This window comes from Azospirillum agricola (genome assembly GCF_017876095.1).
Taxonomy (GTDB): domain Bacteria; phylum Pseudomonadota; class Alphaproteobacteria; order Azospirillales; family Azospirillaceae; genus Azospirillum; species Azospirillum agricola.
The window spans coordinates 100,084-124,430 of record NZ_JAGINM010000020.1; the positions used below are offsets into that span (position 1 = coordinate 100,084).

Here is a 24,347-nt window from a genome sequence, read left to right on the forward strand (position 1 = left end):
TGGCGTCAGGGCGCTTTCCGGGTGGCGGCGTCCAGCTGGCGCAGGTCGGCCACGGACAGCTTGCCGGTGGTGACGGCCGCCAGCAGCAGCGGCGGCTGGCGGGCAAGGAAGGCGTCGTCGGCCTCGGCCGCCGCGACCGGGGTGACCTCCTCGGCCGGTGGCGTCAGCTTGTAGACGCGCCCACAGCAGGGGCACCGCAGCGTCACCGGTTGCGGCGCCGGGTAGGCCGGTTCCAGATCGTCGGTCAGCCGATCGACGGTGCCCTCGCGCAGCGCCAGGGCGCGGGCGATCGGGCGCGACGACCAGCCGGCCAGACGCAGCAGGCGGGCGTTGTGGTGGTTGATCGACCAGCGGCCGGTGGGGATGGGGTATTCCTCCCCGCCGAGCCGGGAGGCGATCAGGCGCGCGGCCCGCCGGCCGAGCGTCTGCACCAGCGGGTGATCGTCGCGCAGGCGGGCCACCTTCGGGATGTACAGCTTGCTGTCGCCGAAGGCCGCCGCGAAGCGGACGGCGACACCGTCGCCGCACAGGCGCTGCACGTCGGCCAGCACGCCCGGCAGGTTGCGGATGGGTAAGCGGGGCGTGGTCATGGCGTCGGCTCTCCGGTGCGCTCGGTCCAGCGCTTCAGCTGCTCGATGGCGCGGCCGGCGTCGGCCGGCTGGAGCCATTGCAGGGCGTCGACGCCGATCCGGGTCTTCAGCCACGCGGCCAGGGCGGCTTCGCTGCGGTCGCTGACGGCGCCGCTGTCGGCCAGGGCCAGCCACATGGCGCGCACCTTGCGCTGCTGCTGCGTCAGGGCCGGGCGCACCGGACGGCCCCGCTTCTGGCCGGCGCCCAAGCCCTTCAGCGCGTTGATGAGGGTGACACGCTCACGGGTGGTGAGGGCGCCGGCGCTGTCGGTCCGGCCGCCGGAGACCTGCGACACGCGGGCGCGGTAGCAGTCCTCCGACAAGGCCAGCTCCTTCCACATGGCGTGGATGGCGGCGAGGTCGCGACGGCGTGCGGCTTCGGCGGATGGTTTGACGTTTCCGGTCATGGCGTGGGCGCGGCCTCCGTGGCGGCGGATGGTTTGACGTTGGCCGGGTCGCCCTTGCACTTGGGGCAGACGCGGCCGGCTTTCTCGGCGGTCTCGCTTCGCTCCGGCACCCAGTCGGTTTTGTGGCCGCACACGTCGCAGGCCAATCGGACGTGAGCCCGGTTGGTCGGGCCGGGGTTGCCGGCGTCGAAGACGAACAGCGTGCGGGGATTGCGCTTGGCCGGGCGACGTGGTTTGCGAAACAGGTCGAGCTGTCGAGTCATCAGACCTGCTCCGGCAGGCGCTTGGTCTGGTCGCGCATGCCCTTGTTGTAAGCGCGGGTGATGGCCGCGCTCATGGCGATGTGGGTCTTGCCGCCGAACAAGGCCCGACTGGCACGGGCGGCCTCCTCCAGTTCGGGCATGTGATGGTCGGCGACGGTGGTGACCAGCCGCGACCAGTCGATCTCCGCTTCTGCGTGCCAGAGAAAGAAATGAACCAGGGCCTTTATGGCCGCCCCGGTGATCTGGCCGGGTATGGTTGGAAAGGCTTCGGCCAGCAGGCGCAGGGCGTCGACGACCGGTGCGTCGTTGTAGCTCCGCAGCAGGACGGTGATGGTTTTCAGTGCCATCGTCTCCAACGGAGCAAGGTCGGTGGCGGCGCGGGTCCGGCGGGCGATAACGATGCCGGCTTCTTCGCAGGCCGCCTGCACGCGGAGCGCCTCGGGGTCGGCGGCAACGATCCGGCTGTAATGGAGCTGCAACGAACCAACGGCGACCCGGTCCCGGTTCACGGAGACGAAGGCTTCCGCCTGCTCCCGCAGCTCCGGCGCGGTAACGATGTAGCAGGGCACCTCCGGCAGTCCACGCACGCGGGCGCCTTCGACGCGATGCTGACCGTCGAGGATGGCGTAACGGTGATCGTCGAGCGGGGCCACGGTTGGCGGCTGGAAGTTCCTCCATGTGAACTCGGTCGCGATGCGCTGGATGAGGCCACGGCTCCGTGTGGAGGAGGCGTCACGCTGATAGCGGGGATCGACGATGAGAGCATCCAGCGACAACCAGCCGAAGGATGGGGATGGACCGAGAGCGGCGAGGTCGCCGGCGGTCGGCTGTGCGTGCGGATCAGACATTGATGATCTCCATGTCCGCCGTGCTGGCGGAACGCAGCAAATTGGCGAGGTCGGGGAGACCGGAGGCCCAAGGACGCTCGGGGAGGCGCGCGGGAATACCGCGCACCCGCCGGAGGGTCCGGACGTGCGGTCCGTCGATCAGGAACTCGACTTCCTCGGGATGGCCGGGGAGGCCAGCCACCAGCAGGATGGGAACGACACCGTCGAAGACGGTGATGGATAAGGCCGCTGGAGAGACGGTCACGGCATCAGCCCTTCCGCCGCCTTCCCCAGGCGGTTCCAACCGGCGAGGTCATGTTCCGCCCGCAACGCCTCGCCCAGGCGGCGGCAGAACAGGATCAACTCACGTTCGTTGTGCGATAGCAGGCAGCGGTCCGGGTTGGGCAGACCGTCTACCTCGGCAAGCAACGCCGGCACGTCGTGGCGTGCACTCATGCCCGGCCCTCCATCCGGCCCATCGGGACCATGACCTCGCCGCTCGCAAGATCGAGCGCACACACCCGCGCCAGGAGGCAGGCCGCAACGGCGAGCAGTTCGGACCGAGCGCCGTTCCCGTTTGGCGCGCGCTCCAGCTTGCGGATCAGCTTTTCCATGCGCTGGATGGCGGTGTTCTCCATGACACCCGCGTTGCCGACGACCGGGGCCGGATAGTCGGCCGCCAGCCGGGTGCCGACCTCGGCCAGCAGTTTTTCGAGCTTGGGGCAGGCGTCGTCGCTCAGACGCAGACCAGTGATCTCGGCGATTTCGACGACCAGGGAGGCGTTCTTCTTAGCCATGATGCGGTTCCTGTTTATGGGGGTGCGGCGTGTCCGAGGGCGGTCAGGCCCGGCCCTCGGCGTGGATGGTGGTGGTGGCGCCGAGCTTGACGATGGCACCCTCGGGGGCGGTACCACCGAGCATGGCGGCTTTTGCGGTGCGCAACTGATGGGCCGCCGCCTCCAAGCTGACGATCCCGGCGTCGATCGCCGTGACGTCGTAGGTCGCGCCCAACGTGCAGGTCACGGTCAGATAGGTGGACAGGATGGCATCCAGCGTCTGAGCCAAGCCGTAGCGGGCTTCCACCGGGGCAAGGCCGGCGGTCGCGGCGGAAACCTCGGGGCGCACACCGGGCGTCCGCTTTCCATCCTCGTGGAGGCGGCGGATGATGGAGGACATTACGCGGCGCTCCTCTGGCTGGCGGTGACGATGGCGGTGGCGAGATCGGCCACGGTGTTGCCGGCGGAAACCACCAGCGTCACCCGCCAGCGGTCGGTGATGGCGGTTTCCAGCGCCTCGATGGCGGGGGCGGTCAGCAGCAGGCCGACCCGCATGCGGAGCGTGACGGCGACCAGGGCGGCTTCACCGCTCCGGCCCATCAGCTCTCCAATCCGGAGGCGCACCCAGTGGGTGACCGCCTCGTCGAAGGTCGGGCGTTCAGCCATGGGACCGCTCCCGGTTCTGGACCATGCGGGCGATCCGGCTGCCGAGGCGGTCGCCGCCGTCCTTGGCGTCGCGCGCCATGGCCGAGCAGCAGTGCTGGCAAAACCGGTATTCCGTCCGCTTGATGGTTTCGGGTTCGTCGCCGTCCTCTTCGGATCCGGTCTGCTCGACCAGATGCCGGCAGCGGGTGCCGGGGGTCAGCGTGCCGCCGCAGGTGTGGCAGCGGGGCGGCTCGGCCACCGTGATCATGGTGTCGGACACCCGGCGCGTGCCCAGGTCGCCGAAGTCGCCGTCGAACGGGTCGCAGGTCAGCGCGTCGGCTTCGCTGAAGGTGAGGATGTGAGCCATGCTTCGCCTCACGCGCTGGCGAGTTCTTCGGCGAAGGGTTCGATCACGAACTCCTCGGCCTGATGGATGCTGAGACCGTCGATCCCCTTCACCTTGTCCGGCGCGGCGAGGATGGCTTCCTTGTTCAACTCCTCGCTGGTGCGGATGAAGAGGTCGGCAAGGCCAGCGTTGCGGAGCGCCAGCAGGACGGCGGTCATCAAGCCGCGCCCAACCTTCACGGACGGCGGCGTGAGGCGCCATTTGACGGTGCCCGACGACAGGTTGACGGTCTTGGTCTTGTTGCCGTCGGTCAGGACGGACCGGTTGGCTTCGCACCACGTCTGAACGCCGGCGGTCAGCGACTTCACCTTGTCACGGAACGGGCGGGCCTGTTCTTCGTAGCGCTCCTTGATCGACGACAGGTCGTCGTTCATGGCGGCTTCAATGCGCAGCAGCTCGCGCTGGGCTTGGCCGATCTCCGCGATGGCGTCGACGGCTTCGGCGCGGCTCTGGGGGATGTGCACGGTGGCGGCGAGGGCCTTCGTGCGGGTGGTTCTCGGGGCCATGGACAGATTACCTCGTGGGCGCGGTGGTGATGGTCCCGCCAACGGCGAGACGCTGGGGGGTGAGAGCCGTCTTCACCGGACGGGCGAAGATGGCGGGGAACTGGTGAGGGTCGGCCGGCACCGGCGGGACCGGGGGAACCGGGAGGCTGAAGGCGCCGTAGAGCGCCGCCTGGATGCGAGCGGCGGTCATGAACGGGCACCGGCGGCGCGCGCGGCGACCGGATGGCCGGTGGCGCGATGCTGGCCGGTCAACAGCAGCACGGCTTCCGACAGAACGCGCATCTGTTCGGTGACGCTGCGGTGCAGGGTGACGCCGGCCAGAATACTGCGGGCGACGTGGACCGCCCCATCGATCGACAGGGGCGGCTGGACGCCAACCCACTGTCCGCGTTCCGCCGGAGCGATGGTGATGACCGACAGAACGCCGGTCGCCGGGTCGGCCAGCAGGCACGTCCAGCGAGCATCGCCGTGATCCCGGACGGTAACGATCCGGCGGGTGACGATCTGGATCGCCCTGCCGTTCTCGCCGGGGATGTCGATCTCAACCAGGTCGTCGGGTTTCGGCGAAACGTGGACGGTCATGCCGCGTCTCCACCATGCTGGTGGTGGACGACCGTGCGGCGGCCGGCAGCGCGGGCGATCTCGGCCGCCGCCTCCAGCATCTCGACCAGCGTGTTCAACTCCTCGGCCGGCAAGGGCAAGTAGACGCGGGCGACGGCGCGGCCACGCAACGCCTCGGCAACCTGTCCCAGCCGGACGCCGCGCCGGAAGTCCACCCCGCGCATCTGGACGCCGAGGGCGGTGACGCGGTCGGCCAGTGCAGCAGTCTGCGCCGGGGCCTGCTGAGACGGACGGTTGACCAACTGGCGGAGCTGGGCGGCGAGCGCGTCGAGGGACGACGCGACGACGTTGGGCGCGGTGTTCATGACGGGTTCCTCCGTGGACAATCCCGGCAGGCGTTGCGCAGCATGCCGCCGAGCAGTGAGCGGTTGCGCTGGGCACCAGCCTGCTCACGGGCACAGCGCTCTTCGGTGATGTCGCCCAAGACAGGGCAGACGGTGGAGATACCCAGCTTCTCGTTGACCGCCGCCTCGATCCGGCCGAGACCGGCGCCGTAACGCGCCGATAGCACCAGCGACACGGCGGCCTTGCCGTAGCCGATGGCGGCACCGGCAGCGGCAAGGCCGGAGCGGTCGGCCAGCTCGGCCAGGGCGACGACGAAGGGAGGCGGAGTGCCCTTCCAGGCGCGTTCGGCTTTGCTCAGATGCGCGCTCATGGAGCTTCGCCTCCGACCGACAGGTTCGGATCGAAGAGTGTCCCGTCCTGCTGCCGCAAAGGCGCATCCGGGCCGGTGTCCATAGAGGGTTTCAGGCGGTAACGCCCCTCATTGCCCCCCACAGGGCTGTTCTTGGGACGAACCAAGGTTTCGATGTAGCCTGCATTCCGGAGTGCAGTCACATAGTTGCCGGTGGTTGCGGGATTGACCCGAGCCAGCGAGGCCAATTCCGTGATGGTCCAACCGGCGCGCAGGGGTTTGATGGCCGCCCAAAGGCGCTCATTTGGCTTGGGTGTCAGGTCCAGCGCACCAGCTCGGCCAAAGTGCGGGCAGCGCCGTCCAACATCCTTGATCAGCTCATAGGTCCGTGGCGCAACTTCGTCTCCGGAGATGCGCCGCTGTTCGGTTTTGATGCGAACTAGCCCAGCAGTGACCGTCTTTCCAAGGAAGGATCTCGCAACAGGAATGGAAACACCCGGCACCAACAGATCACGGATCGAAAAGACCTTCAATTTCCGCATGCGGTGCCAACAAAGGCGCGAACCGAAGACATGCCGGGTGTAGCGTGTTTGATTTTTCGTCTTGTCAGCGACTTCGACTGTCATGCGAACCGCCGCACGGCCGGTGCCGCTCCCGTATTGATCCGCTGGCCGGCATAGGCGGCGCGATCGATCTGTCTCAGGCCCTCGCCCTGCGCATAGTCCGCGATCGCCACCAGATTGACCGCAACGCGGCCGGTCGAGCGATAGGTCTGGTCGAGCAGCTGCTCCAGCAGGTCGTCAGCCACCTCCACACGCGGGCAGTACAGGCCGGCCAACTGGCGGGCATCGTCGAGGTCACACGGCTCGGCGGCGACGAAATCCAGCACACGGCGGTGGAAACGCTCGTAGCGCTGGAGTTTCTGAGGCAACCCCTCTTCGCCGATGAGGATGATGGACGCCGTGCCCGGTGCCGCCATGTCGTGCAAGGCCCTGACCTTGTCGATCATGTCCTTCTTGGCCAAGTGGTCGGCCTCGTCGATGATGAGCGGGCGCCGGCTGGCCTCCAGCTCCTCGGCGACCTTGGCCGCCAGCTCGTTGTTGGTCGCATGAGGGGGCAAGGCCAGCCCCATGGCGTCGACAATGGCGCGAAGCATCGCCCGCGACGTCCAAAAGTCGTTGGCTTCAACGTAGTAGGCAAGGTGGTCCGAGGCCGCGACCCAGGCGGCGGCACGGCTCTTTCCGTCACCACTCCGGCCGTGGAAAACACCAAGGCCAGGGACATCGGGGCGGCGCGTCCGCAACTTGATCACCAGCTCCTCCATCAGCGTCAGGTTGCGCAGCGGGGCGAAGCTTGCGGACTTGCGGGATCGATTTGCTTTCGACATGGTGGTGTCTTCTCACTTCGTTTCTGTGGACGGTCCGCGCGCCCCACGCGCGGGCCATCTGCGTTAATCCACGGCGCGGGCGAAACCGGCTTTGCGTGCCGCATCGTTCTTGCGGGCGCGATACCAAGCGGCGGTTTCGATGGTGTGCAGCCAGTCGAGATCCTCTTCGCTGATCTCGGCGTCGGCGGCGATCCGCGCCTCGATCTCGACCGCCCGGCGCCACCAACGATCCTCCGGCTTCTCGGCCGCCGCCGCCGGGGCGGCGATCCGGCGGGCAATGTCGGCGGTGCGGGCCTGCTCGGCCTCGTCGCGCGGCCGGGGTGCGGCCGGGGCGGCGGCGGTGAGCGCGCGTTGGGTGGCGATCAGGCCGACCGAGGTCGGAGCGGGCGGGGGCAGGGCGGCGACCGGCGGCGGCGCGGCGGTGGGCAGCGCGGTGACGGTGGCCGCCGGCTTGCCGATCAGGGCGTCGGCCAACTCGTGCGGCTTGAATTTTGTCTTGGCGGTGCGGAGGGCGGCCTTTCCGGCAGCGATGAACTGCCTTTGCAGTTCCTTGGCCTCGGCGGCCAGAGCGGCACGGGACAAGCCGGCGCGCTCCGGGTTCTCGGCGATGCACAGGAACTCGAAGGGTTCGGGTCGGTAGACCCACACCCGGCCCATGTCCTCCGGGTCGAGGCGGACGTCGAAGCGCTCGCCGGTGTTGATGTGGGGGATCAACTCGACCGCCCAGAAATCGGCGTTTTCGACCCGGATGCCCTTCTTTCCGACCGCGCGGTCGCCACCGTCCGGGGCCGGCATCAGCAGCAGGTCGAGCTGGCGCTCATCGACCAGCCGCGCCACCCGGCCGGCGCAGCTCTCGGCCAGGGCGGCGGGGGTACGGTCGCCCAGCCCTTCGTGGGGCCGGTGCTGGTAGACGTTCTCCACCCAGGTGTCGGAAAGGTTCTGAAGCTCCAGGCCGGTCAGCTGCGCCTGGAAGACGTCGGCGTCGGCCTCGCCCATCCGGCTGGCGAAGGTCTCGCGTGACCGGATGGCCTGACGGGCGGCGACGTTGTGGCCGACATAACCCGGCAAGAGCGGCATGAAAGAATGCTGCACGGTGCCGATGGCGCGCTCGACGTGCGGCTTCTGCTCGGGGCTGTAGGGGGTGCAGGTCGGATGGGCGGCGCCGAGAAGGAAGTAGGCGCGCTCCGCCTCGCGGCTGACGAAGTCGGATCCGTTGTCCGTCTTGATCGCCTCGGGCATGCCCCAGGCCAGGACGGCGCGGCGGATCAGCAGCAGAACGGCCGAGGTGCGGGGCACCTTGGTGACCAGCACCATGATCCGGCGCGTGTAGACGTCCACCACCACATAGATGGAATGACGCCCGTCTGTGAGCATGACGTCGGCCGGAGAGGCGTCGATCTCCCAGAGTTGGTTGGGTCGCTCGATGCCCTCGCTGTAGGAGCCGACTGCGGCGCGGTGGCGGTTCTTCCATTCGTCGGGATTGGTGAGCGCTAGATGAAGCTGGCGGTTCTTGGCCTTCCAGTCCTGCCACAGAACGCCCAAGCGCCGCTCACTGGGCATCGGACGGCTCGTGCCGTCGAACAGTTCCAGATCCTCGCCGAAGCGCTGCACGAGGAGCTGGCGAACAGCCTGCATCGACAGGTTCGGGTTCTCCACCAGCACGGCGACCATGTAGCTCTTGACGTCCATGACTGCGCTGTCGAGCACGCCCGTGCCCTTGCGATTGCCATAGCGACCGGCAAGGCCCGCTGCGTCGCCCGTCGCACGGGCCTTCGCCCAGCGTTCCAGCGTCGACATGCTGATGGTCGGGCTGGCGGCGCGGACCCAATCCGGCACGTCGATCTGCCGGGCGTTGTAGAACCCGACGAACTTGTGGCGGGCGGGCGTCAGGGCGTCGCCGCTGGCTTCCTTGAACCGGTCGAAGGCGAGCAGGATCGCCAGCTTGTAGTCCTGTCGGAACTGGGCTTCGAGCGTACTGGGCAGAGCGGACACAGGAGCCTTGGCGACGGCGGGCAAGGCCGGAACGGCAGTCACCACCGCATCGGATGCCGCCTGCCGGCCCAGCGCTAGCCGTGCTTCTTCCGGCAAAGATGAAACGTGGTATTCAAGGCCGCCGCCGCGTCCTCTCCGAGGACGGGTAGGCCCCCAGCCTTCAGCCTGCGCCCGCTTCAGAAAACCTTGCTTCGATCCAGGGATCCCTGGGAGGCCCAAGGCTGCCCATTTAGTGGGAGAGCGCCATTCCGTCGTCATGACACATCAAGCCCGTGTGCGACCGGTCAGCGCCGGCCGCAGGTTCATGTATTCACGGAGCATTGCGTCACCGGCTTCAAGCATGCGGCCGGCTTCAAGTTCGTCGATGCGGCCATCACCAAAGGCGGTGGCAAATTCAGCAAACAGGCTTGAGGCATGTTGGGCGATCTGCCCAACATTTTTCGGGATCGCTTCGGCTTCCGGATCAATTGCGATGGGAAGAAGTGTACAGTTGGCTTCTACCGCCAGCCATTCTGTGACAACCGGAGAGCCGCAATACCTTTCCAGTGCGGCAACGATATCGGCCGGCATGTGCGAGTTGACGTCCTCCTCGCTGTCGTTGGAGTAACGGAAGAGCTGCGAGCGACTAACCCGCGCGACCATCGCAGCACGCGGGTAACCACCGCATTGTTCGATCAAATCCGCGACAGCCGCCTTCAGAGTGCCAGGGCGACGTTGCTTGTAGGGGGATTTAGACATCGTTGTTCCCGTTGTGCCTGTGGCGGTTGCTCTGAGAACGTCCGGAAGCATGATTTCGGAGGATGAAATGAAACTACGGGCTGCTCTGTTCGACGTTGATACGGAACGTTTCTTGGCACCCGCCGTGGCTGGTTTGTGTGTGGCGGTCAGGTCTGGAGCGGCGCCTCTGTCCTTGGCTTTGGTCCGGATGACCGGGCTGCTTCTCAACTGGGCGTCGGCAACCATGGCTGTAGGCCAGCTTTACCGGCGACGTTACGCAGCCTCCCGTGAAGGCACGGGGCGGGTGCGCCGAAGCCGCATTCCTGCGGCGTCATAGCGATCAGGAAACAGGGCCTGCACCGGCAGACGAAGCTTTGCCGCAATGGCTTGCTCCCAGCGGACCGACCCCATCCTCAAAGCGAGTGCACCAGCCTGTCGCGTGCAGCCAAGCTCCTGCGCGATAGCAGCAAGGCTGCTGCCCGCAAGCTTCAGTTCACCAAGGATCCATTGGGTCCGGCGGGGTAGGTCAGCGGGGACCTGATTGTTGTGTTGTTTCGCCTGCATTCTTGTCACGTCAATTGACATGGATATTGTCGTACCCCGAAAGCGTACGGCATTCAAGGCAAACTTTCGATCTGGAAACCGTTGCCGGATCGGATGACCCTTGTCAGAGGGTCGCCACGGAAAAAATTAAGGATTTACAATGGCTAATGCGGACCGGTCGCTTCGCGACGAACCGGAAACCGGGGTTGTCGGTTCCGGCTCCGAATTGGCAACCCGCATGGATGCGGTGGTTCGCTTATTCGAGACGAAAACTTTGGCAGCCAAGGCCGCAGGCATTACGCCTGAGCAGCTTTCAAGGCAGCTGAAAGCGCTAAATCGTCCGTTCTTCGACACAATGGCACGCCTTTGTATAGCAAAGGGCGTGTCCTTGGATTGGATTGCCACAGGTGAAGGAGCAATGCTTCAAAGAGATCGATCCAGTTTATCTTCAGATACCTCTGGATCAACCGGCGAAATTTTGTTGAATAACTTAGTGCAGGGCTTGGAAATATATCTGCGCCATAAAGATTTGAAACCTCAGCCTGCCCAGAAAGCACGCATGATTGTCATATTCTATAGAATTCTTTCGCGCTGGCGGGAGCAGCTTATCGAGTCTGGAAGCGAATTGCCGATGCACCTACGTGCTGTCGATCATCCAGTCGACATCGCTGCACACCCAATTTTGTCAGAAGTCGTTGGCCTTATCGACTGAATATCGAAAACTTATCGTGTTAATGCGCATACATATTGGTCGACGCCCGATGGTTCTTAAACCAAAACTATCGGATGTGGAATGCGTTTAGGCTGAGCAGATTTCTCATCGCTGGTGGTTCGGACACGCGGCAACGCTTCCGCGTGTCGCGTAACATTTCTAAATGTTGCAGTAGGTATCTTGCTTTTTTAAATTTATCGGTGGCAATATTTTCGCTCCGCACAACCTAGGTGACATACTTACGTATGTCGCTGATGAAGAGCGGGGCCGGGGCTGGTAACCCCGGTCGCGGGCGTGGGCACACCCGTTTGAGAGAACAACATCAAGGGTCTCGATGAGGCCCCTCCCCCAGCTCTGCCGCGCGCGGCGGTGCCGGAATAGCATGGAGTGTGCCAATGGTTGGTTACCCGCCGACGATAACCCCCACCGAAACCGCAGAGTTAGCATCTATCCTGCAAACCCTGGCGGCTGAGAGGGACGCTCGTCGTCGATTTCTGTGTTTCGCATCAAAGGCTGGCTGGCACAGACTTCCCCGTTCCAGATCGCGGTTTGCTTCCCCAGACTATCATTGCGATCACGATAGAAAAAGTGGCTGTTCCGACCACTTCCGCACCTAATTCGCAAAACGCAACAGACAACATCCAAAATGGGATGCAAAAATGGAAAACTCCAAAATTCAGCGAGCAACATCTATCACAGCTGGTTTTCTAACATTGGCAGGGTTGCTTCTTATGATAAGTGGAGTTGCTCTTTTTGCAATTCCCGTTTTTGGTCCAATTGCCGGTATCGTTGCGCTCATCGGTGGCGCCGTAATTATAGGACTTGGCTCTCTCCGCTCTGGACAACTCGACCTGATTTATGAACTGCGCCTCGTCCGCGCGGAGATCAATGACGCGACGTCAAACCATGTGGCGCGAACCGATACCACTGAACGGTGAAGGATGGTTTGACGTTGAAAGGACGCGGAGGCCGGAAAACTCAATGTTTCCAACCCTCCGCGTCCCAGTTTATCCCCGAAAATCCCGCCAAATCCCACCGTCAACCTACGTCAAACCATTGATCCCTTTACACGCCCCTGCGCGACGATGCACAGCGCCGGCTCGTGCAGCGTGTGCAGCGGCTCGGTCGGCCGCGAGGAGCGGATCAGCACGACGCGCGGCAGGGCGGTGGCGTGGACGCCGTCTTCCCCGGCGTATCGTTCAATCAGCGCCGCCAGCGGTGCCGCCAGCCTGTCCGGAGACGTCATGGATTTTCCTCCGTCATCGTCCGGTTGGAAGGATAGCGCCCGCCGGCCGGGCCGCAACAGCCGTGATCCTCCGGCCCGCCGCTTTGGAGGATCGTGCAAGAGACGGCGAGGTCTGGTCTACCGCCGCCCCCGCCGGTCCGGTCATGGTTGGCTCCATTCCGGGGCGCCGCAGCGGCGCCCTGCCCAAGCGGAAAGGATCATCCCCATGACCTCCACCACCTCCACCCTCCTCGCCGGCAAGGTCGTCGCCATCACCGGCGCCAGCAGCGGCATCGGCGAGGCCACCGCGCGGCTGCTCGCCGCCAACGGCGCCCATGTGGTGCTGGGCGCCCGGCGGCTCGACCGCCTCCAGGCCATCGCCGATTCCATCACCGGGGCCGGCGGCAGCGTGCGCGTCCGGGCGCTCGACGTCACCGACCGGGCCGACATGGAGGCCTTCGTCAACGCCGCCCGCGACGGCTTCGGCCGCCTCGACGTGATGGTCAACAACGCCGGCGTCATGCCGCTGTCGCCGCTGTCCGCCCTGAAGCTCGACGAATGGGACCGGATGATCGACGTGAACATCCGCGGCGTCCTCCACGGCATCGCGGCGGCCCTGCCGATCATGGAGGCGCAGGGCTTCGGCCAGTTCGTCAACCTGTCCTCCATCGGCGGGCACGCGGTCTACCCGACCGCCGCCGTCTATTGCGCGACGAAATACGCGGTGCGGGCGATCTCGGACGGGCTGCGGCAGGAGACCGACCGCATCCGCGTCACCGTGGTGTCGCCGGGCACCACCGAATCCGAGCTGGCGGACACGATCACCGACCCCGGCAGCCGCGAGGGCATGAAGGATTTCCGCCGCATCTGCATCCCGGCGGACGCCATCGCGCGGGCCGTGCTGTACGCCGTCTCGCAGCCGGCCGAGGTCGACGTCAGCGAGCTGATCGTCCGCCCGACCGCCAGCCCCTATTGACCACGCCCGCCGGAAGAGGGGTTGCCAAAAGCCCCTTCCCCGCCCGATCCTGCGCCCCCGGCCCGGCTTTGCCCGGCCGGTCCGCGCAGCGAGGGAGAGCACCGCCGGCATGGACAGCGTCACCGATCCCACCGACTCCCCCGCCAATCCTCTGTCCGTCTTCGACGCGGTCGCCGGGCGGCGCAGCGTCCGCGCCTTCACCGCCACGCCGGTCCCCCGGGAGACGGTGGAGCGCATCCTCGATCTGGCCGCCCGCGCGCCCAGCGGCTCCAACATCCAGCCCTGGAAGGTGCACGCCGTCGCCGGGGCGGCGCGCGCGGCGCTGTCGGCCGATCTGCTCGCCGATCACGAGGCCGGCGTCCCGGAGGAGCCCGAATACGCCTATTATCCCGAGAACTGGACGGAGCCCTACCTCGCCCGCCGCCGGAAGGTGGGGTGGGATCTCTACGGCGCGCTCGGCATCGCCAAGGGCGACCGCGAGCGCATGGCCCGCCAGCACGGCCGCAACTGGGACCTCTTCGGCGCGCCGGTCGGGCTGTTCTTCACCATCGACCGCGTGATGGGCAAGGGCGGCTGGCTCGACCTCGGCATGTTCATGCAGAACGTGATGATCGTCGCGCGCGGCTTCGGGCTGGAAACCTGCCCGCAGGCCGCCTTCTGCTACCGCCACGCCATCGTGCGGCGGCATCTCGCCCTGTCCGACGCGGAGATCCTGGCCTGCGGCATGGCGCTCGGCCACGCCGACTGGTCGGCACCGGAGAACGGCTTCGCGACGGAACGCGAGCCGGCGGCCGGCTTCACGCGCTTCGTCGGATTCTGACCGCTACGCGCGGCCGAGCAGCGACGGCACCGCCGAGGACAGCAGCGCCACGCCGGAGGCGGTGAGAAGCACCAGCACGATCCTGCGGAAGGCCGCCTCGCTGATGCCGATGTAGAGCCGGGCGCCGAGGACCGTCGGGATCACCATGGCGGGGGCCATGACGGCGAACATCGGCAGCATCCGGGCGGTCAGCGTGCCGGTCGCGACATAGGCGGCCATGGTGACGGCCAGCGTCGCCAGATTGAAGTTCTGGATCACGCCGCGCTGGGTGTCCTTGCCCAACCCGCGCAGGCTGCACCACAGCGTTGGGACCACGCCGGTGAAGCCGCCGACCCCGCCCATCACGCCGCCGATCAGCCCCACCACGCCGTCCGCCAACCGGCCGCCGGCGCGGATCGGCGGAAGCTGCCGCGCGAAGAGCATGACGGGGCACCACAGCACCAGCAGCGTGCCGAGCCCCAGCTTGAACAGCCGGGCATCCAGCGACGGCAGCAGCATGACGCCGAGCGGAATCCCGACCACCCCGCCCAGCAGGAACGGCAGCAGCGTCCCGAGGTCGTAGGCCCGCCGGACGGACAGCGCCGCGATCACCTGCCCGGTCAGCCCGCCGGACACGGCAAGCACCGCCGCGAGCTGCGGTTCGACCGTCCAGGCCCAGACCGACATGGCGACCATGCTGAAGGCGAAGCCGGACAGCCCCTGCACGAATCCGGCGAGGACGGCTCCGAGCGCGATGCTCCACAACACGGGATCCATCAGGAGACCGCCAGCCAGCAGGCCGTCAGCCGGAAGACTGTCCACCGGGAGGCCATCGGGCGCCGTTCCATCCGTTTTCCGGCGGGCACCCTAATCGGTTCCGGGAGCGGCGGACAAGCCCCCCCTTTCACCGCCGCCTTCGCCGTTCCCGCCGTCACCCATCGATACGCCCGGTCCGGCCTATTCCACCGGGACCTCGCGCTCCAGCTCCTCCAGCCAGACGCGGGCGTTGCCGTCGGACGGCGCCCGCCAGTCGCCGCGCGGCGACAGCGAGCCACCGCCCGACACCTTCGGCCCGTTCGGCATGGCCGAGCGCTTGAACTGGCTGAAGCCGAAGAAGCGGCGCAGGAACACCCGCATCCAGTCACGGATCTCCGCCGGCCCGTAGCCGCGCCGCTTGTCCCGCGGGTGGCCGGCCGGCCAGTCGCCCTTGGCCGGGTCGCCCCAGGCGTGGCGGGCCAGGAAGGCGATCTTCGACGGGCGGAAACCGTGGCGCAGCACGTAGAACAGGGTGAAGTCCTGAAGCTCGTACGGGCCGACCACGGATTCGGAGCTTTGGATCGCCTGTCCCTCCGCCGCCGGCACCAGTTCGGGCGAGATCTCCGTGCTCAGGATCGAATCCAGCGTGTCGAGCACCTCCGGCTGGAACTGGCCGGAGCGGATGACCCAGCGGATCAGGTACTGGATCAGCGTCTTCGGCACGCCGGCGTTGACGTTGTAGTGCGACATCTGGTCGCCGACGCCGTAGGTGCACCAGCCGAGCGCCAGCTCCGACAGGTCGCCGGTGCCGAGCACGATGCCGTTGTGCTGGTTGGCCAGCCGGAACAGGTAATCGGTCCGCAGCCCGGCCTGCACATTCTCGAAGGTGACGTCGTAGACCGGCTCGCCTCGCCCGGCCGGATGCTCCATGTCGGCCAGCATCTGGTTGGCGGCCGGCCGGATGTCGAGTTCGCGGGCGGTGACGCCGAGCGAGCGCATCAGCCGCCACGCGTTGCCCTTGGTGCCGGCGCTGGTGCCGAATCCCGGCATGGTGTAGGCGAGGATGGCGGTGCGCGGCAGCCCCAGCCGGTCCATGGCGCGGGCGGCGACGATCAGCGCGTGCGTCGAATCGAGCCCGCCCGACACGCCGATGACCAGCGTTTCGGCCCGCGCCTCGCGCAGCCGCTGCACCAGCCCGGCGACCTGGATGTTGTAGGCCTCGTAGCAGTCGAGGTCGAGCCGCTCCAGGTTGGCCGGCACGAAGGGGAAGCGCGGCACCACCCGGCGCAGGCCGACGTCGGCCGACGGCGGGTCGAGCCGGAAGGCCACCCGGCGGAAGGCCCCGGTCGCCGCCCCGTGCAGGCGGCGGTTGTCGTCGAAGGTGCCCTGGCGCAGCCGCTCCTGCCGCAGCAGGTCGAGGTCGACGTCGGCGACCGCCATCTGGGCGCCGTCGGGAAAGCGATCGGTCTCGGCCAGCGTCTCGCCGTTCTCGAAGATCGATGCCTGCCCGTCCCAGGCGAGGTCGGTGGTCGATTCCCCCACCCCGGCCGAGGAGTAGAGGTAGGCGGCGAGCGCGCGGGCCGACTGCGACTTGGCGAGCAGGCGCCGGGTGTCGGCCTTGCCGATGGTGATGTTGCTGGCCGACAGGTTGGCCAGCACGGTGGCCCCGGCCAGCGCCGCCATGCCGCTCGGCGGCACGGCGACCCACAGATCCTCGCAGATCTCGGCGTGGACGACCAGCCCCGGCCGGTCCTCGGCGGTGAACAGCAGGTCGGGGCCGAAGGGGGCGGACAGCGCGCCGACCCCGCCCCGGATGTGGATTTGGCCACCGCCGGTGCCCTCGCCCGAGGCGAAGTGGCGGCGCTCGTAGAACTCCCGGTAGTTGGGCAGATGGATCTTGGGCACCACGCCCAGCAGCCGCCCGCGATGGATCGCCACCGCCGTGTTGTAGAGCCGCCCGTCGTGGCGCAGGGGCGCGCCGACCAGCAGCAGCGGCAGCAGATCCGCCGACGCCTCGACCAGACGCACCACCGCACGCTCCACCGCGTCGAGCAGCGGATCCTGCATCAGCAGGTCGTCGATGGCGTAGCCGGACAGCGCCAGCTCGGGAAACAGGGCGACGGCGACCGCGTCGTCGTGGCAGGCCCGCGCCGAGTCCAGGATCGCGGCGGCGTTGGCGTCCGGGTCGGCCAGCGTGCAACGCGTCGTGCAGGCGGCCACCCGCGCGAATCCGTGACGGTAGATCGAGGTGAAGGTCATGACCCGTGTGCCCTGCGCTGCCGGCCCCTGATTGGACCAACACCATAGCAAATATTTGCGTTCCGTCAGGCCCCGCGCGCCACGCCCGGTCGATGCCCGGTCCACGCCGTCGCGGGGAAGCGTCGCTCTTGCAATCGCCGGACGCGCACCGGCATGATCCGCCGCATCGTCACGAGGATCCGCGATGCGCCCGAAGTCCAGCAACCGTCTGACGCCGGCCGTCGATCTCCAGGCGTTGCTGGTCCGCGCCGTGACGTTGCACCAGAACGGCCGGCTGGCCGAGGCGGCCCCCCTCTATGAGCAGGTGCTGCGGCGGAATCCCGGACAGGTCGACGCGCTGCATCTTCTGGGCCTGATCCGTGGGCGGAACGGCGACCCGGACGGCGGCATCGAGCTGATCCGCCGGGCGGTGAAGGGCGACGGAGGGCAGCCGGCCTTCCACGCCAGCCTCGCCGGCCTGCTGGAGGGCGCCGGCCGCTGGGCCGAGGCCGCGGACTCCCACGCCGCCGCCGCGCGCCTCGCCCCGCTCGCCCCGGACCACCACCGGCGGGAGGGAGCGGCGCGCGCCGAGGCCGGGCAGCCCGGCCCGGCGGCGGCGGCCTTCCGGCGCCATCTCGCCCTGCTGCCCGGCGAGGCCGGCAGCGCGCTGGGGCTGGGCGACGCGCTCCAGGATCTCGGGCGGCCGCTGCCCGCCGCCGTCTGGTACGGCCGGGCCCTCGCCCTGACACCGGGATCGACGCTGGCCGCCTACAACCGGGGCGTCGCGCTGCGCGACGCCGGGCGTCGGGCCGACGCGCTGGCCGCCTTCCAGGTCGCGGCGCGGACGGCCCCGGCCCTGCTCCAGGCGCGCGAGCAGATCCTGGCCCTCGGCCATGCCAACGGCGACCCGCGCGTCGCGGCGGCGGGCGGGCGCCCGCTGCTGGCGCTGGTTCCCGACCACGCGGAGGCGGCGAAGCTCCTCGGCGCCGCGCTGGCGCGGGCAGCCGGGCCGGCGGCGGACCGCGAGGTGGGGGTGCGCTGGCTCGCCCGCGCCGCCGCGCTGCGTCCCGGCGAAACCGACGCGCCGCTGGCGCTGGCGACGGCCCTGCTGGACGACAGGCCCGCCGACGCGGCCGGCTGGTTCCGCCGCGCGCTGGCGCTGGCGCCCGCTTCGGCCACGGCGCTGTCCGGGCTGGGGCTGGCGCTCGCCGCGCAGGGGGCGGAGGACGCCGCACGTCGGGCGGCGCGTCGGGCGGCGCGCGCCGCGCCGGGCGACGCCGACATCGCCGCCAACGCCGGCTCCATCCTCCACCGGGCCAGGCGAGACGCGGAGGCGGAGGCGTGGTACCGGCGGGCGCTGACGCTGGCCCCCGGCAACGCGATGGGCTGGATCAACAGCGGCGCCCAGCGCCTCGACGGCGGCGCCTTCGAGGAGGCGATCCCGCTCTACGCCCGCGCCCTGGCGCTCGGCGCCGGGCATCACGAGGCGCTGGCCCGTTCCAACCTCGGCGCCGCGCTGATGGCGCTGGGCCGCAACGCCGAAGCGGTGGAGGCGTTCCGGGCCGCGCTGGCGATCCGGCCGGGCGACGCGGCGATCCGCTCCAACCTGCTGTTCTGCCTGTGCTTCGTCGCCGACGCCCCGCCCGACGCCGTGTTCGAGGAGCATCGCCGCTTCGAGCGCTTCGTGGCGCCGGTTCCGCTTCCGGAACCCAGCTTCGCCGCGACCGCCCGCGATCCGGAGCGCCGGCTGCGCGTCGGCTACCTGTCGCCGGACTTCCAGCGCTACCCCGGCCCCGGCTACCACTTCCTGCTGCCGCTGCTCGAACGGCACGACCGCGCGGCGGTCGAGGTGACCGGCTATTACAACGACCGGCGCGAGGACGAGGCCACCGCGCGCTTCAAGGCGGCGGCCGACCGCTGGCGCGGCGTCGCCGGCCTGTCGGACGCCGAGCTGGAACGGCTGGTCCGCGACGACGGCATCGACCTGCTGGTCGATTGCGGCGGGCACATGTCGCGCAACCGCATGCCGCTGTTCCTGCGCCGCCCGGCTCCGCTCCAGCTCAGCCTGCCGCTCTACCCCAACACCACCGGCCTGACGGCGATGGATTACCAGCTCGCCGACCCGCGCATCGCCCCGCCCTCCGCCCCCTGTTTCGCCGACGCGCGGCACAGCGAGAAGCTGATCCGCCTGCCGGACTGCGTGCTGTGCTACCGCCCGGCGGACTCGGCCTTCGTTCCGCCCTTCCGCCCGCCGGCCGAGACGGCGGGGGTGTTCACCTTCGCCTCCTTCAACAACGTCACCAAGGTCGACGCCGCGACCATCGCCCTGTGGGCCCGGCTGCTGCGCGCGGCCCCCGAGGCGCGGCTGCTGCTGAAATGGCGCGGGCTGGGCGGCGGCAACGGAAGCGGGCTGGAGCGCCGGCTGCTCGCCGCCTTCGCCGCCGAAGGCGTGGGGGCGGAACGGCTGCTCCTGCGCGGCATCACCCCCGACCCCTACGAGGATTACGTCCGCGCCGACGTGGCCCTCGACCCGGTCTTCGCCAACGGCGGGACGACGATCTGCGACGCGCTGTGGATGGGGGTGCCGGTGCTGAACCGGGCGGGCGCGGCGACCATCTCGCGCTGGGGCGCCACCCTGCTGCACACGGTCGGGCTCGACGCGCTGGTGACGGAGAGCGACGAGGAGTATCTCGCCCTCGGCGTCCGTCTCGCCACCGACCGCGCCTTCCTGGCGGATCTGCGGGCGGATCTGCGCGGACGGGTGGCGGCCTCCCCGTTGATGGACGAGGCCGGCTACGCCCGCGCGGTCGAGGCCGGGTTCCGCGCGGCGTGGCGGCGCTGGTGCGCCGGCCTGCCCCCCGCCGCCATCGACCTGTCCCGCTGAGGTCAGCTCAGCGGCGCGGCGCGCGTCCGTCCAGCGTCCGTGCAAGAAAGCCGGCAACCCGCGCCGCCGCCGTGGCGGGATCGATGGCGGCGATGCAATGGGACTCCGACGACAGGCATTTGTCGGTGCAGGGCGCCGTGGCGTGCGGCGGCTGGAGGACGAGCACGTCCCGTCCCCAGGGGCGGAAGCGCTCCGGCGCGTAGGGGCTCCGCGGATCGCCCCCCTCCGGCTGGCAGAACAGGACGGCCACCGGCGTGCCCACCGCCGCGGCCATGTGCGCGGGTCCGGTGTCCACCGCCAGCAGCGCGTCGGCGGCGGCGATGACCGCCGCGGCCTCGCGGACGCCGGTGCGCCCGGTCAGGTCGAGCGTCGCGCAGGGCAGCGCGGCCGACAGGCTCGCCGCGCGCGACGCTCCGTCGACGGTTCCCAGCAGGACGGCCCCGTCGATTCCCAGCTCGCGGATGGTCTGGCCGGCCAGGGCCGCGAAACGGTCGATCGGGTAGTTCTTGCGGGGAATGACGGTGGTCGGCGCGACCGCAAGGAGACGGCGCGGTCTCCCGCCGGAGAATCCGCCGAGCAGGCCGTCGGCGGCCTCCCGCTCGGCGGCGGTCAGATGTAGGTCCACCACCCCGCCGCCGGGGTCGGCGGCGCCCAGCGCCGCCAGAAGATCGAGGTTGCGCTCGACCTCGTGACGCACCGGCCCGGCGGCCAGCGGATGGGTGTAGGCGGCGTCGAAGCCCCGGTTGCCCTCGGCCTTCCAGGGCGTCACCCTTTCCGAATAGCCCAGCCGGACCGGCGCGCGGCTGGCCGCCGCCAGGGTCGCGGCGCCGTTGCGGTCGACGTCGAAGCGCGGGGTGACGACAAGATCGAAACCGGCGCGGAAGGCGGCGGCGAAGGCCTGCAACTCGTCCGGCGTGCGCCCTCGGAAACTGAACCGCCCACCCGCCACGTCGCCCACCGGCGTCACCAGCGCGTCCACGTCCGGACAGCCGTCGGCCAGGGCCAGGACGGGAGCGGTGACCGCCATCATGATCCGCGCCTGCGGGGCGGCGGCCCGCAGGCCGCGCAGGAACGGCGTGACGAGGATGAAATCGCCCAGCTCGTCGAGCTTGATGACGAGGATGCGGGCGGCGCGTTTCAACGTTTCGGGCGGAATGGGCACCCAGGTCGAAGCCGGGGTGGACGCTGGTGACGCGGTCATGCGCTGGGTGGTCCGCTGCGCGGGAGGGAAACGGCCGGAGGCGGAAGGCCGCCGGGCCCTTCCAGCATGGCGGCGGGGCGCCGGACGGACAAGCGGGAAAAGCCGCGTCCCGGGCCGCGTCCCGGCAATCGCCGGAGGGCCGCTCGACCCTCTTGCATCGGAAGGGGCGCCGCAGGATGATCGCCGCCCTGCTTGCGGGGGCGCGTCGCCGGTCGGCCCGCCGAGGAATCGAGGGGGGATCCGATGAGCGGCCCGACCATCCACGTCTCCTTCCCGATGGGGCCGGACGCCTACCCGGCGGCCGCGCTGCACTGGCATGCCCAGCTCAGCCATTTCGTCTTCCACGCGCTGGCCCGGCGCTTCGGGGGGCGGGTGGCCTTCTCGCCCTGGGAAGCACCGCTGGAGCCGCGGGGACGCGACGTGCTGGTGTCCTTCACCCCCCACCCGGCATTGCGGACGTGGAAGCGGTCGGTCCTGATCGAGAATTCCAACTTCGACGTGGACAAGTGGCGGCACGCCGCCTTCCGCCGCCACGGGCTGAACGCCCCGGTCGATTCGGTGGCGGAAGCCGACGGCTGGCTGCGCGGCCAGTACGCGCTGGTGGTGCTGAGCAACGACGTGGCGATCCGCCGCGTCGCGGCGCGCGACCCGCAGGTCGCCGCGTGCCACGATCACATGGCGTCGATGGCCCGCGTCCTGTCGGTCCATCCGCACCCGATCGACAAAGCGGAGTTCTCCCGCCTGCACGGCGCCGTTCCGATCCCGCCCAAGGTGCGGATGCTGGTCTATCACGGCGGCCCCCGCAAGAACTCGGCGGAGCTGATCGCCACCCTGCGCGATCTCGGCCTGCGGGAGAACGCCGATTTCAGCGTCGTGCCCTACGTGGACAAGAAGCGGGCCGACCTGATGGCCTTCCTGCGCCAGCATTTCCAGATCGTCGCCAACACCTCCTTCTCGGAAACCGGGCCGATCAACATGATCGAGTATCTGCTGTCGGGATTCGCCGTCTACGGCCACGACGACTGGTGGGACGGCACCGGGAACGCGGACTTCACCTGGTCCTACGACCCGGCGCTGATGGAGCGCAACCGCGCCGGCCTGCGGCGCATCTTCCACGAACTGGGTCCCGAGGGCGTCGCGCGGGAGCAGGAGCGCGTGCGCAACGCCTTCCTGGAGCGCCGCGACAACGACTGGCCGGCGCTGCTCGGCCCGGTCGTCGCCCATGTCGAGGCCCTGCTCGATTCCGATCATCCGGGCCGGGTGTGAGACGCGCGGGGCCGGCCCGCCCCCGGTCCGAAAGGCGTTACCGGTACAACGCGCCGGTCGGTCCGCCGCCGGCCGCCGCGGCTCAGATCATCGCCAGCGGCCGTTTGCGGCGCGGCGGCGGAAAGGCCGCGTCGATGTCGGCGACGTCCTGAACGGTCAGCGTCAGGCCGGCCGCCGCCGCGTTCTCGACGGCGTGCTGCGGGGTGCCCGCCTTGGGGATGGCGAGCACCCCGCCCTCGCGCAGCGCCCAGGCCAGCGCCACCTGCGCCGGGGTGGCGCCGTGGCGGCGCGCCACGCCGGCCAGCGCCGCCGAGCCCAGCAGGGCGCCGCCCTGCCCGACCGGCGAATAGGCCATCACCGGCATGCGGCGCGTGTGCTGCCACGGCAGCAGATCGAACTCGATGCCCCGGTGTTCGGGGTTGTAGAGCACCTGGTTGACGGCACAGGCGTTCAGAGCGGCGGTGCCGCCCCCCAACTCCTCGCCCAGTTCCTCCAGGTCGTCGACGTCGAAGTTCGACACGCCCCAGCGGGCGATCTTGCCGGCGGCGCGCAGGGCTTCGAACGCCTCCACCGTCTCGGCCAGCGGCACCCCGCCGCGCCAGTGCAGCAGATAGAGGTCGATGCGCTCGACCCCCAGCCGCTTCAGGCTGCGCTCGCAGGCGGCGAGGGTGCCGGCGCGCGAGGCGTTGCTCGGCAGCAGCTTGGTCACCAGGAACAGCCCGTCGCGGCGGCCGGCGACGGCTTCGCCCACCAGCTCCTCGGAAGCGCCGTCGCCGTACATCTCGGCGGTGTCGATCAGGGTCATCCCATGCTCGATGCCGGCCTGGAGGGCGGCGATTTCCGAACGCCGCCGGCCGGGATGCTCCCCCATCATCCAGGTGCCTTGGCCGAGCACCGGAACGGACGCGCCGTCCGGCAGGGTGATGCGCTTCATGACGGGGCTCCCGCTGTGACTGGAGGCTTCGGCCGGAGACTGCGACCGGCCCCAGGCTGGCGCGCGACCGCGCCATTGTCGATTCCCTCTTCGGGGGCTGGGCTCCTTTTCCGCGAGATGGAACGGACGCCGGCCCCCTCGTCCCCGATGTGCTGGTGCCCCGGCGCGGTTCGGCGCGAGCGGCTACCGCGCCGCCCGGTCCGCGGACGAATGGTCCGCGAACGGGTAGCGCAAGGTTTCGCGCGCGTAGGCCTCGACATAGGCCATCAGCCGGTCCGACGCCGCCGCCGCCGCCTCCACGTCGCTCTTGTGGATCGCCAGCATCAGCTCGGCGTGGGTCCGCGCGCCGTCCTCCAGGCTGCCCGAATGGGCGTGGTGGTTCTGGAACCAGAAGCGCCGCGACAGCGACCGCAGGGGGCGGATGGTCTGGGTCGCCACCGGGTTGCGGGCGCACTGGTCGAGAAGCTGGTTGACCTCCTGGTCGAGATGCATGAAACGCATCCCGTCCTCCGACCGGGCGGCGTCCAGCATCTCGCCGGCGATGGCCCGGCAGCGCTCCCGCTCCGCCGGCAGGGCGTAGCGGGCGGCGCGGCGGGCGATCAGCCGCTCCAGTTCGCGGCGGACGTCCAGCACATAGAGCTGGAGCTTGACGTCCACCTCGGTGACCATGATCCCGCGCGAGGGCACGATGGTGACCATGCCGTCCAGCTCCAGCCGCTTCAGCGCCTCGCGGACCGGCGTGCGGCCGATGCCGGTCTGGGCGCTGAGCTGCTTTTCGGAGACGAAGCCGCGCGGCGGCAGGATGCCGGACACGATCAGTTCCTCGATCGCGGCGTAGGCCTGGTCGGCCATCGACGCGAACCCGGCCGGCGCCGTCTCGGCCTGCCCGGTTTCGATCCGCCCAGCGTCCGTCTGGTTGCCCGCATCCGTCACGGCACCGCTCCCGTCCCTGTCCCCGGCCCTGTCCTCGGCCTTGTCCCCGGTCCTGGCTTAACGCGCCCGG

The 24,347-nt window shown here is 69.2% G+C and carries 32 protein-coding genes and 1 pseudogene; 6 read left to right on the plus strand and 27 right to left on the minus strand.

The annotated features are described in order from the left end of the window. Window positions 1-5: 5 nt before the first annotated feature. From J2847_RS25410 to J2847_RS34995, 21 genes and pseudogenes are all read right to left on the minus strand, one after another. Window positions 6-590, minus strand: a complete 585-nt coding sequence (locus tag J2847_RS25410) for a hypothetical protein (protein WP_085557927.1) — start codon at window positions 588-590, stop codon at window positions 6-8. Beyond that, window positions 587-1,036, minus strand: coding sequence for a regulatory protein GemA (locus J2847_RS25415; RefSeq protein WP_209781573.1), 450 nt, complete (start codon window positions 1,034-1,036; stop codon window positions 587-589). The genes J2847_RS25410 and J2847_RS25415 overlap by 4 nt, the downstream gene beginning before the upstream one ends. Next, window positions 1,033-1,299: a hypothetical protein gene (locus J2847_RS25420; RefSeq protein WP_209781574.1), complete on the minus strand. Its 267-nt coding sequence runs from the start codon at window positions 1,297-1,299 to the stop codon at window positions 1,033-1,035. The genes J2847_RS25415 and J2847_RS25420 overlap by 4 nt, the downstream gene beginning before the upstream one ends. Further along, on the minus strand, window positions 1,299-2,147 hold the full coding sequence (locus J2847_RS25425) for a ParB/RepB/Spo0J family partition protein (RefSeq protein ID WP_209781575.1): 849 nt from the start codon (window positions 2,145-2,147) through the stop codon (window positions 1,299-1,301). Before J2847_RS25425 ends, J2847_RS25420 begins: the two co-directional genes overlap by 1 nt. Continuing rightward, on the minus strand, window positions 2,140-2,391 hold the full coding sequence (locus tag J2847_RS25430) for a hypothetical protein (RefSeq protein ID WP_209781576.1): 252 nt from the start codon (window positions 2,389-2,391) through the stop codon (window positions 2,140-2,142). The genes J2847_RS25425 and J2847_RS25430 overlap by 8 nt, the downstream gene beginning before the upstream one ends. After that, on the minus strand, window positions 2,388-2,582 hold the full coding sequence (locus J2847_RS25435) for a hypothetical protein (RefSeq protein ID WP_209781577.1): 195 nt from the start codon (window positions 2,580-2,582) through the stop codon (window positions 2,388-2,390). Before J2847_RS25435 ends, J2847_RS25430 begins: the two co-directional genes overlap by 4 nt. Beyond that, on the minus strand, window positions 2,579-2,923 hold the full coding sequence (locus J2847_RS25440) for a hypothetical protein (protein ID WP_209781578.1): 345 nt from the start codon (window positions 2,921-2,923) through the stop codon (window positions 2,579-2,581). Before J2847_RS25440 ends, J2847_RS25435 begins: the two co-directional genes overlap by 4 nt. Window positions 2,924-2,966: 43 nt before the next feature. Continuing rightward, window positions 2,967-3,302: a hypothetical protein gene (locus tag J2847_RS25445; protein WP_209781579.1), complete on the minus strand. Its 336-nt coding sequence runs from the start codon at window positions 3,300-3,302 to the stop codon at window positions 2,967-2,969. Further along, window positions 3,302-3,568 (minus strand): hypothetical protein, encoded by a 267-nt coding sequence (locus J2847_RS25450; protein WP_209781580.1) that lies wholly within the window; start codon window positions 3,566-3,568, stop codon window positions 3,302-3,304. The genes J2847_RS25445 and J2847_RS25450 overlap by 1 nt, the downstream gene beginning before the upstream one ends. Further along, window positions 3,561-3,914: a hypothetical protein gene (locus J2847_RS25455; protein ID WP_209781581.1), complete on the minus strand. Its 354-nt coding sequence runs from the start codon at window positions 3,912-3,914 to the stop codon at window positions 3,561-3,563. The genes J2847_RS25450 and J2847_RS25455 overlap by 8 nt, the downstream gene beginning before the upstream one ends. An 8-nt stretch (window positions 3,915-3,922) precedes the next feature. Then, complete coding sequence (locus tag J2847_RS25460; protein ID WP_209781582.1) at window positions 3,923-4,459, minus strand: host-nuclease inhibitor Gam family protein; 537 nt, start codon at window positions 4,457-4,459, stop codon at window positions 3,923-3,925. Between the two features lie 7 nt (window positions 4,460-4,466). Next, window positions 4,467-4,649 carry a hypothetical protein gene (locus tag J2847_RS25465; protein WP_209781583.1) on the minus strand — a complete coding sequence of 61 codons (183 nt, stop codon included), beginning with the start codon at window positions 4,647-4,649 and terminating at the stop codon, window positions 4,467-4,469. Beyond that, entirely contained in the window at window positions 4,646-5,041 is a 396-nt protein-coding gene (locus J2847_RS25470; RefSeq protein WP_209781584.1) for a hypothetical protein, read from the minus strand. Before J2847_RS25470 ends, J2847_RS25465 begins: the two co-directional genes overlap by 4 nt. Beyond that, on the minus strand, window positions 5,038-5,385 hold the full coding sequence (locus tag J2847_RS25475) for a hypothetical protein (RefSeq protein WP_209781585.1): 348 nt from the start codon (window positions 5,383-5,385) through the stop codon (window positions 5,038-5,040). Before J2847_RS25475 ends, J2847_RS25470 begins: the two co-directional genes overlap by 4 nt. Further along, window positions 5,382-5,735, minus strand: coding sequence for a hypothetical protein (locus J2847_RS25480; RefSeq protein ID WP_209781586.1), 354 nt, complete (start codon window positions 5,733-5,735; stop codon window positions 5,382-5,384). Before J2847_RS25480 ends, J2847_RS25475 begins: the two co-directional genes overlap by 4 nt. Next, on the minus strand, window positions 5,732-6,340 hold the full coding sequence (locus J2847_RS25485) for a hypothetical protein (protein WP_209781587.1): 609 nt from the start codon (window positions 6,338-6,340) through the stop codon (window positions 5,732-5,734). Before J2847_RS25485 ends, J2847_RS25480 begins: the two co-directional genes overlap by 4 nt. Then, on the minus strand, window positions 6,337-7,101 hold the full coding sequence (locus tag J2847_RS25490) for an AAA family ATPase (RefSeq protein ID WP_209781588.1): 765 nt from the start codon (window positions 7,099-7,101) through the stop codon (window positions 6,337-6,339). Before J2847_RS25490 ends, J2847_RS25485 begins: the two co-directional genes overlap by 4 nt. A 63-nt stretch (window positions 7,102-7,164) precedes the next feature. Beyond that, window positions 7,165-9,135 (minus strand): DDE-type integrase/transposase/recombinase, encoded by a 1,971-nt coding sequence (locus J2847_RS34310; protein ID WP_325169480.1) that lies wholly within the window; start codon window positions 9,133-9,135, stop codon window positions 7,165-7,167. A 12-nt stretch (window positions 9,136-9,147) separates the two neighbouring features. Next, window positions 9,148-9,351 (minus strand): annotated as a pseudogene (locus J2847_RS34990) (DNA-binding protein); the annotation flags it as partial. 6 nt (window positions 9,352-9,357) lie between these two features. Next, the gene (locus J2847_RS25500; RefSeq protein ID WP_209781590.1) at window positions 9,358-10,056 is read right to left on the minus strand and encodes a phage regulatory CII family protein; all 699 of its coding nucleotides are present in this window, start codon (window positions 10,054-10,056) and stop codon (window positions 9,358-9,360) included. 27 nt (window positions 10,057-10,083) lie between these two features. Further along, complete coding sequence (locus J2847_RS34995; protein ID WP_209781591.1) at window positions 10,084-10,395, minus strand: helix-turn-helix domain-containing protein; 312 nt, start codon at window positions 10,393-10,395, stop codon at window positions 10,084-10,086. Between the two features lie 118 nt (window positions 10,396-10,513). Between J2847_RS34995 and J2847_RS25510 the strand changes: the two genes are divergently transcribed. Together J2847_RS25510 and J2847_RS25515 are read left to right on the plus strand one after the other, a co-directional pair. After that, complete coding sequence (locus J2847_RS25510) at window positions 10,514-11,065, plus strand: hypothetical protein (RefSeq protein WP_209781592.1); 552 nt, start codon at window positions 10,514-10,516, stop codon at window positions 11,063-11,065. A 659-nt stretch (window positions 11,066-11,724) separates the two neighbouring features. Continuing rightward, a complete protein-coding gene (locus J2847_RS25515) occupies window positions 11,725-12,003 on the plus strand; it encodes a hypothetical protein (protein ID WP_209781593.1) in 279 nt (92 codons plus the stop codon). 110 nt (window positions 12,004-12,113) lie between these two features. On the opposite strand, the gene J2847_RS25520 is transcribed toward J2847_RS25515, so the two are convergent. Beyond that, entirely contained in the window at window positions 12,114-12,311 is a 198-nt protein-coding gene (locus J2847_RS25520; protein ID WP_209781594.1) for an AraC family transcriptional regulator N-terminal domain-containing protein, read from the minus strand. A gap of 205 nt (window positions 12,312-12,516) precedes the next feature. Between J2847_RS25520 and J2847_RS25525 the strand changes: the two genes are divergently transcribed. Both J2847_RS25525 and J2847_RS25530 read left to right on the plus strand, forming a co-directional pair. Then, a complete protein-coding gene (locus tag J2847_RS25525; RefSeq protein ID WP_209781595.1) occupies window positions 12,517-13,266 on the plus strand; it encodes an SDR family oxidoreductase in 750 nt (249 codons plus the stop codon). A gap of 109 nt (window positions 13,267-13,375) precedes the next feature. Then, window positions 13,376-14,086, plus strand: coding sequence for a nitroreductase (locus J2847_RS25530; RefSeq protein WP_209781596.1), 711 nt, complete (start codon window positions 13,376-13,378; stop codon window positions 14,084-14,086). Window positions 14,087-14,089: 3 nt separating this feature from the next. On the opposite strand, the gene J2847_RS25535 is transcribed toward J2847_RS25530, so the two are convergent. Together J2847_RS25535 and J2847_RS25540 are read right to left on the minus strand one after the other, a co-directional pair. Continuing rightward, window positions 14,090-14,842 carry a sulfite exporter TauE/SafE family protein gene (locus J2847_RS25535; RefSeq protein ID WP_209781597.1) on the minus strand — a complete coding sequence of 251 codons (753 nt, stop codon included), beginning with the start codon at window positions 14,840-14,842 and terminating at the stop codon, window positions 14,090-14,092. Between the two features lie 180 nt (window positions 14,843-15,022). Next, the gene (locus J2847_RS25540) at window positions 15,023-17,080 is read right to left on the minus strand and encodes an NAD(+) synthase (protein ID WP_209781598.1); all 2,058 of its coding nucleotides are present in this window, start codon (window positions 17,078-17,080) and stop codon (window positions 15,023-15,025) included. Between the two features lie 184 nt (window positions 17,081-17,264). Here J2847_RS25540 and J2847_RS25545 point away from each other — a divergent pair, with 184 nt between their 5' ends. Next, window positions 17,265-19,943 (plus strand): tetratricopeptide repeat protein, encoded by a 2,679-nt coding sequence (locus J2847_RS25545; RefSeq protein WP_209781599.1) that lies wholly within the window; start codon window positions 17,265-17,267, stop codon window positions 19,941-19,943. A 7-nt stretch (window positions 19,944-19,950) separates the two neighbouring features. Here J2847_RS25545 and J2847_RS25550 read toward each other — a convergent pair whose 3' ends face one another. Next, entirely contained in the window at window positions 19,951-21,144 is a 1,194-nt protein-coding gene (locus J2847_RS25550) for a glycosyltransferase family 9 protein (RefSeq protein WP_209781600.1), read from the minus strand. A gap of 243 nt (window positions 21,145-21,387) precedes the next feature. On the opposite strand from J2847_RS25550, the gene J2847_RS25555 reads away from it, so the two are divergent. Next, window positions 21,388-22,410 (plus strand): hypothetical protein, encoded by a 1,023-nt coding sequence (locus J2847_RS25555; protein WP_209781601.1) that lies wholly within the window; start codon window positions 21,388-21,390, stop codon window positions 22,408-22,410. 82 nt (window positions 22,411-22,492) lie between these two features. Here the strand turns inward: J2847_RS25555 and J2847_RS25560 are convergent, their stop codons facing one another. Both J2847_RS25560 and J2847_RS25565 read right to left on the minus strand, forming a co-directional pair. After that, on the minus strand, window positions 22,493-23,344 hold the full coding sequence (locus J2847_RS25560) for an aldo/keto reductase (RefSeq protein ID WP_209781602.1): 852 nt from the start codon (window positions 23,342-23,344) through the stop codon (window positions 22,493-22,495). A gap of 183 nt (window positions 23,345-23,527) precedes the next feature. Continuing rightward, window positions 23,528-24,277, minus strand: a complete 750-nt coding sequence (locus J2847_RS25565) for a GntR family transcriptional regulator (protein ID WP_209781603.1) — start codon at window positions 24,275-24,277, stop codon at window positions 23,528-23,530. Window positions 24,278-24,347: the final 70 nt, after the last annotated feature.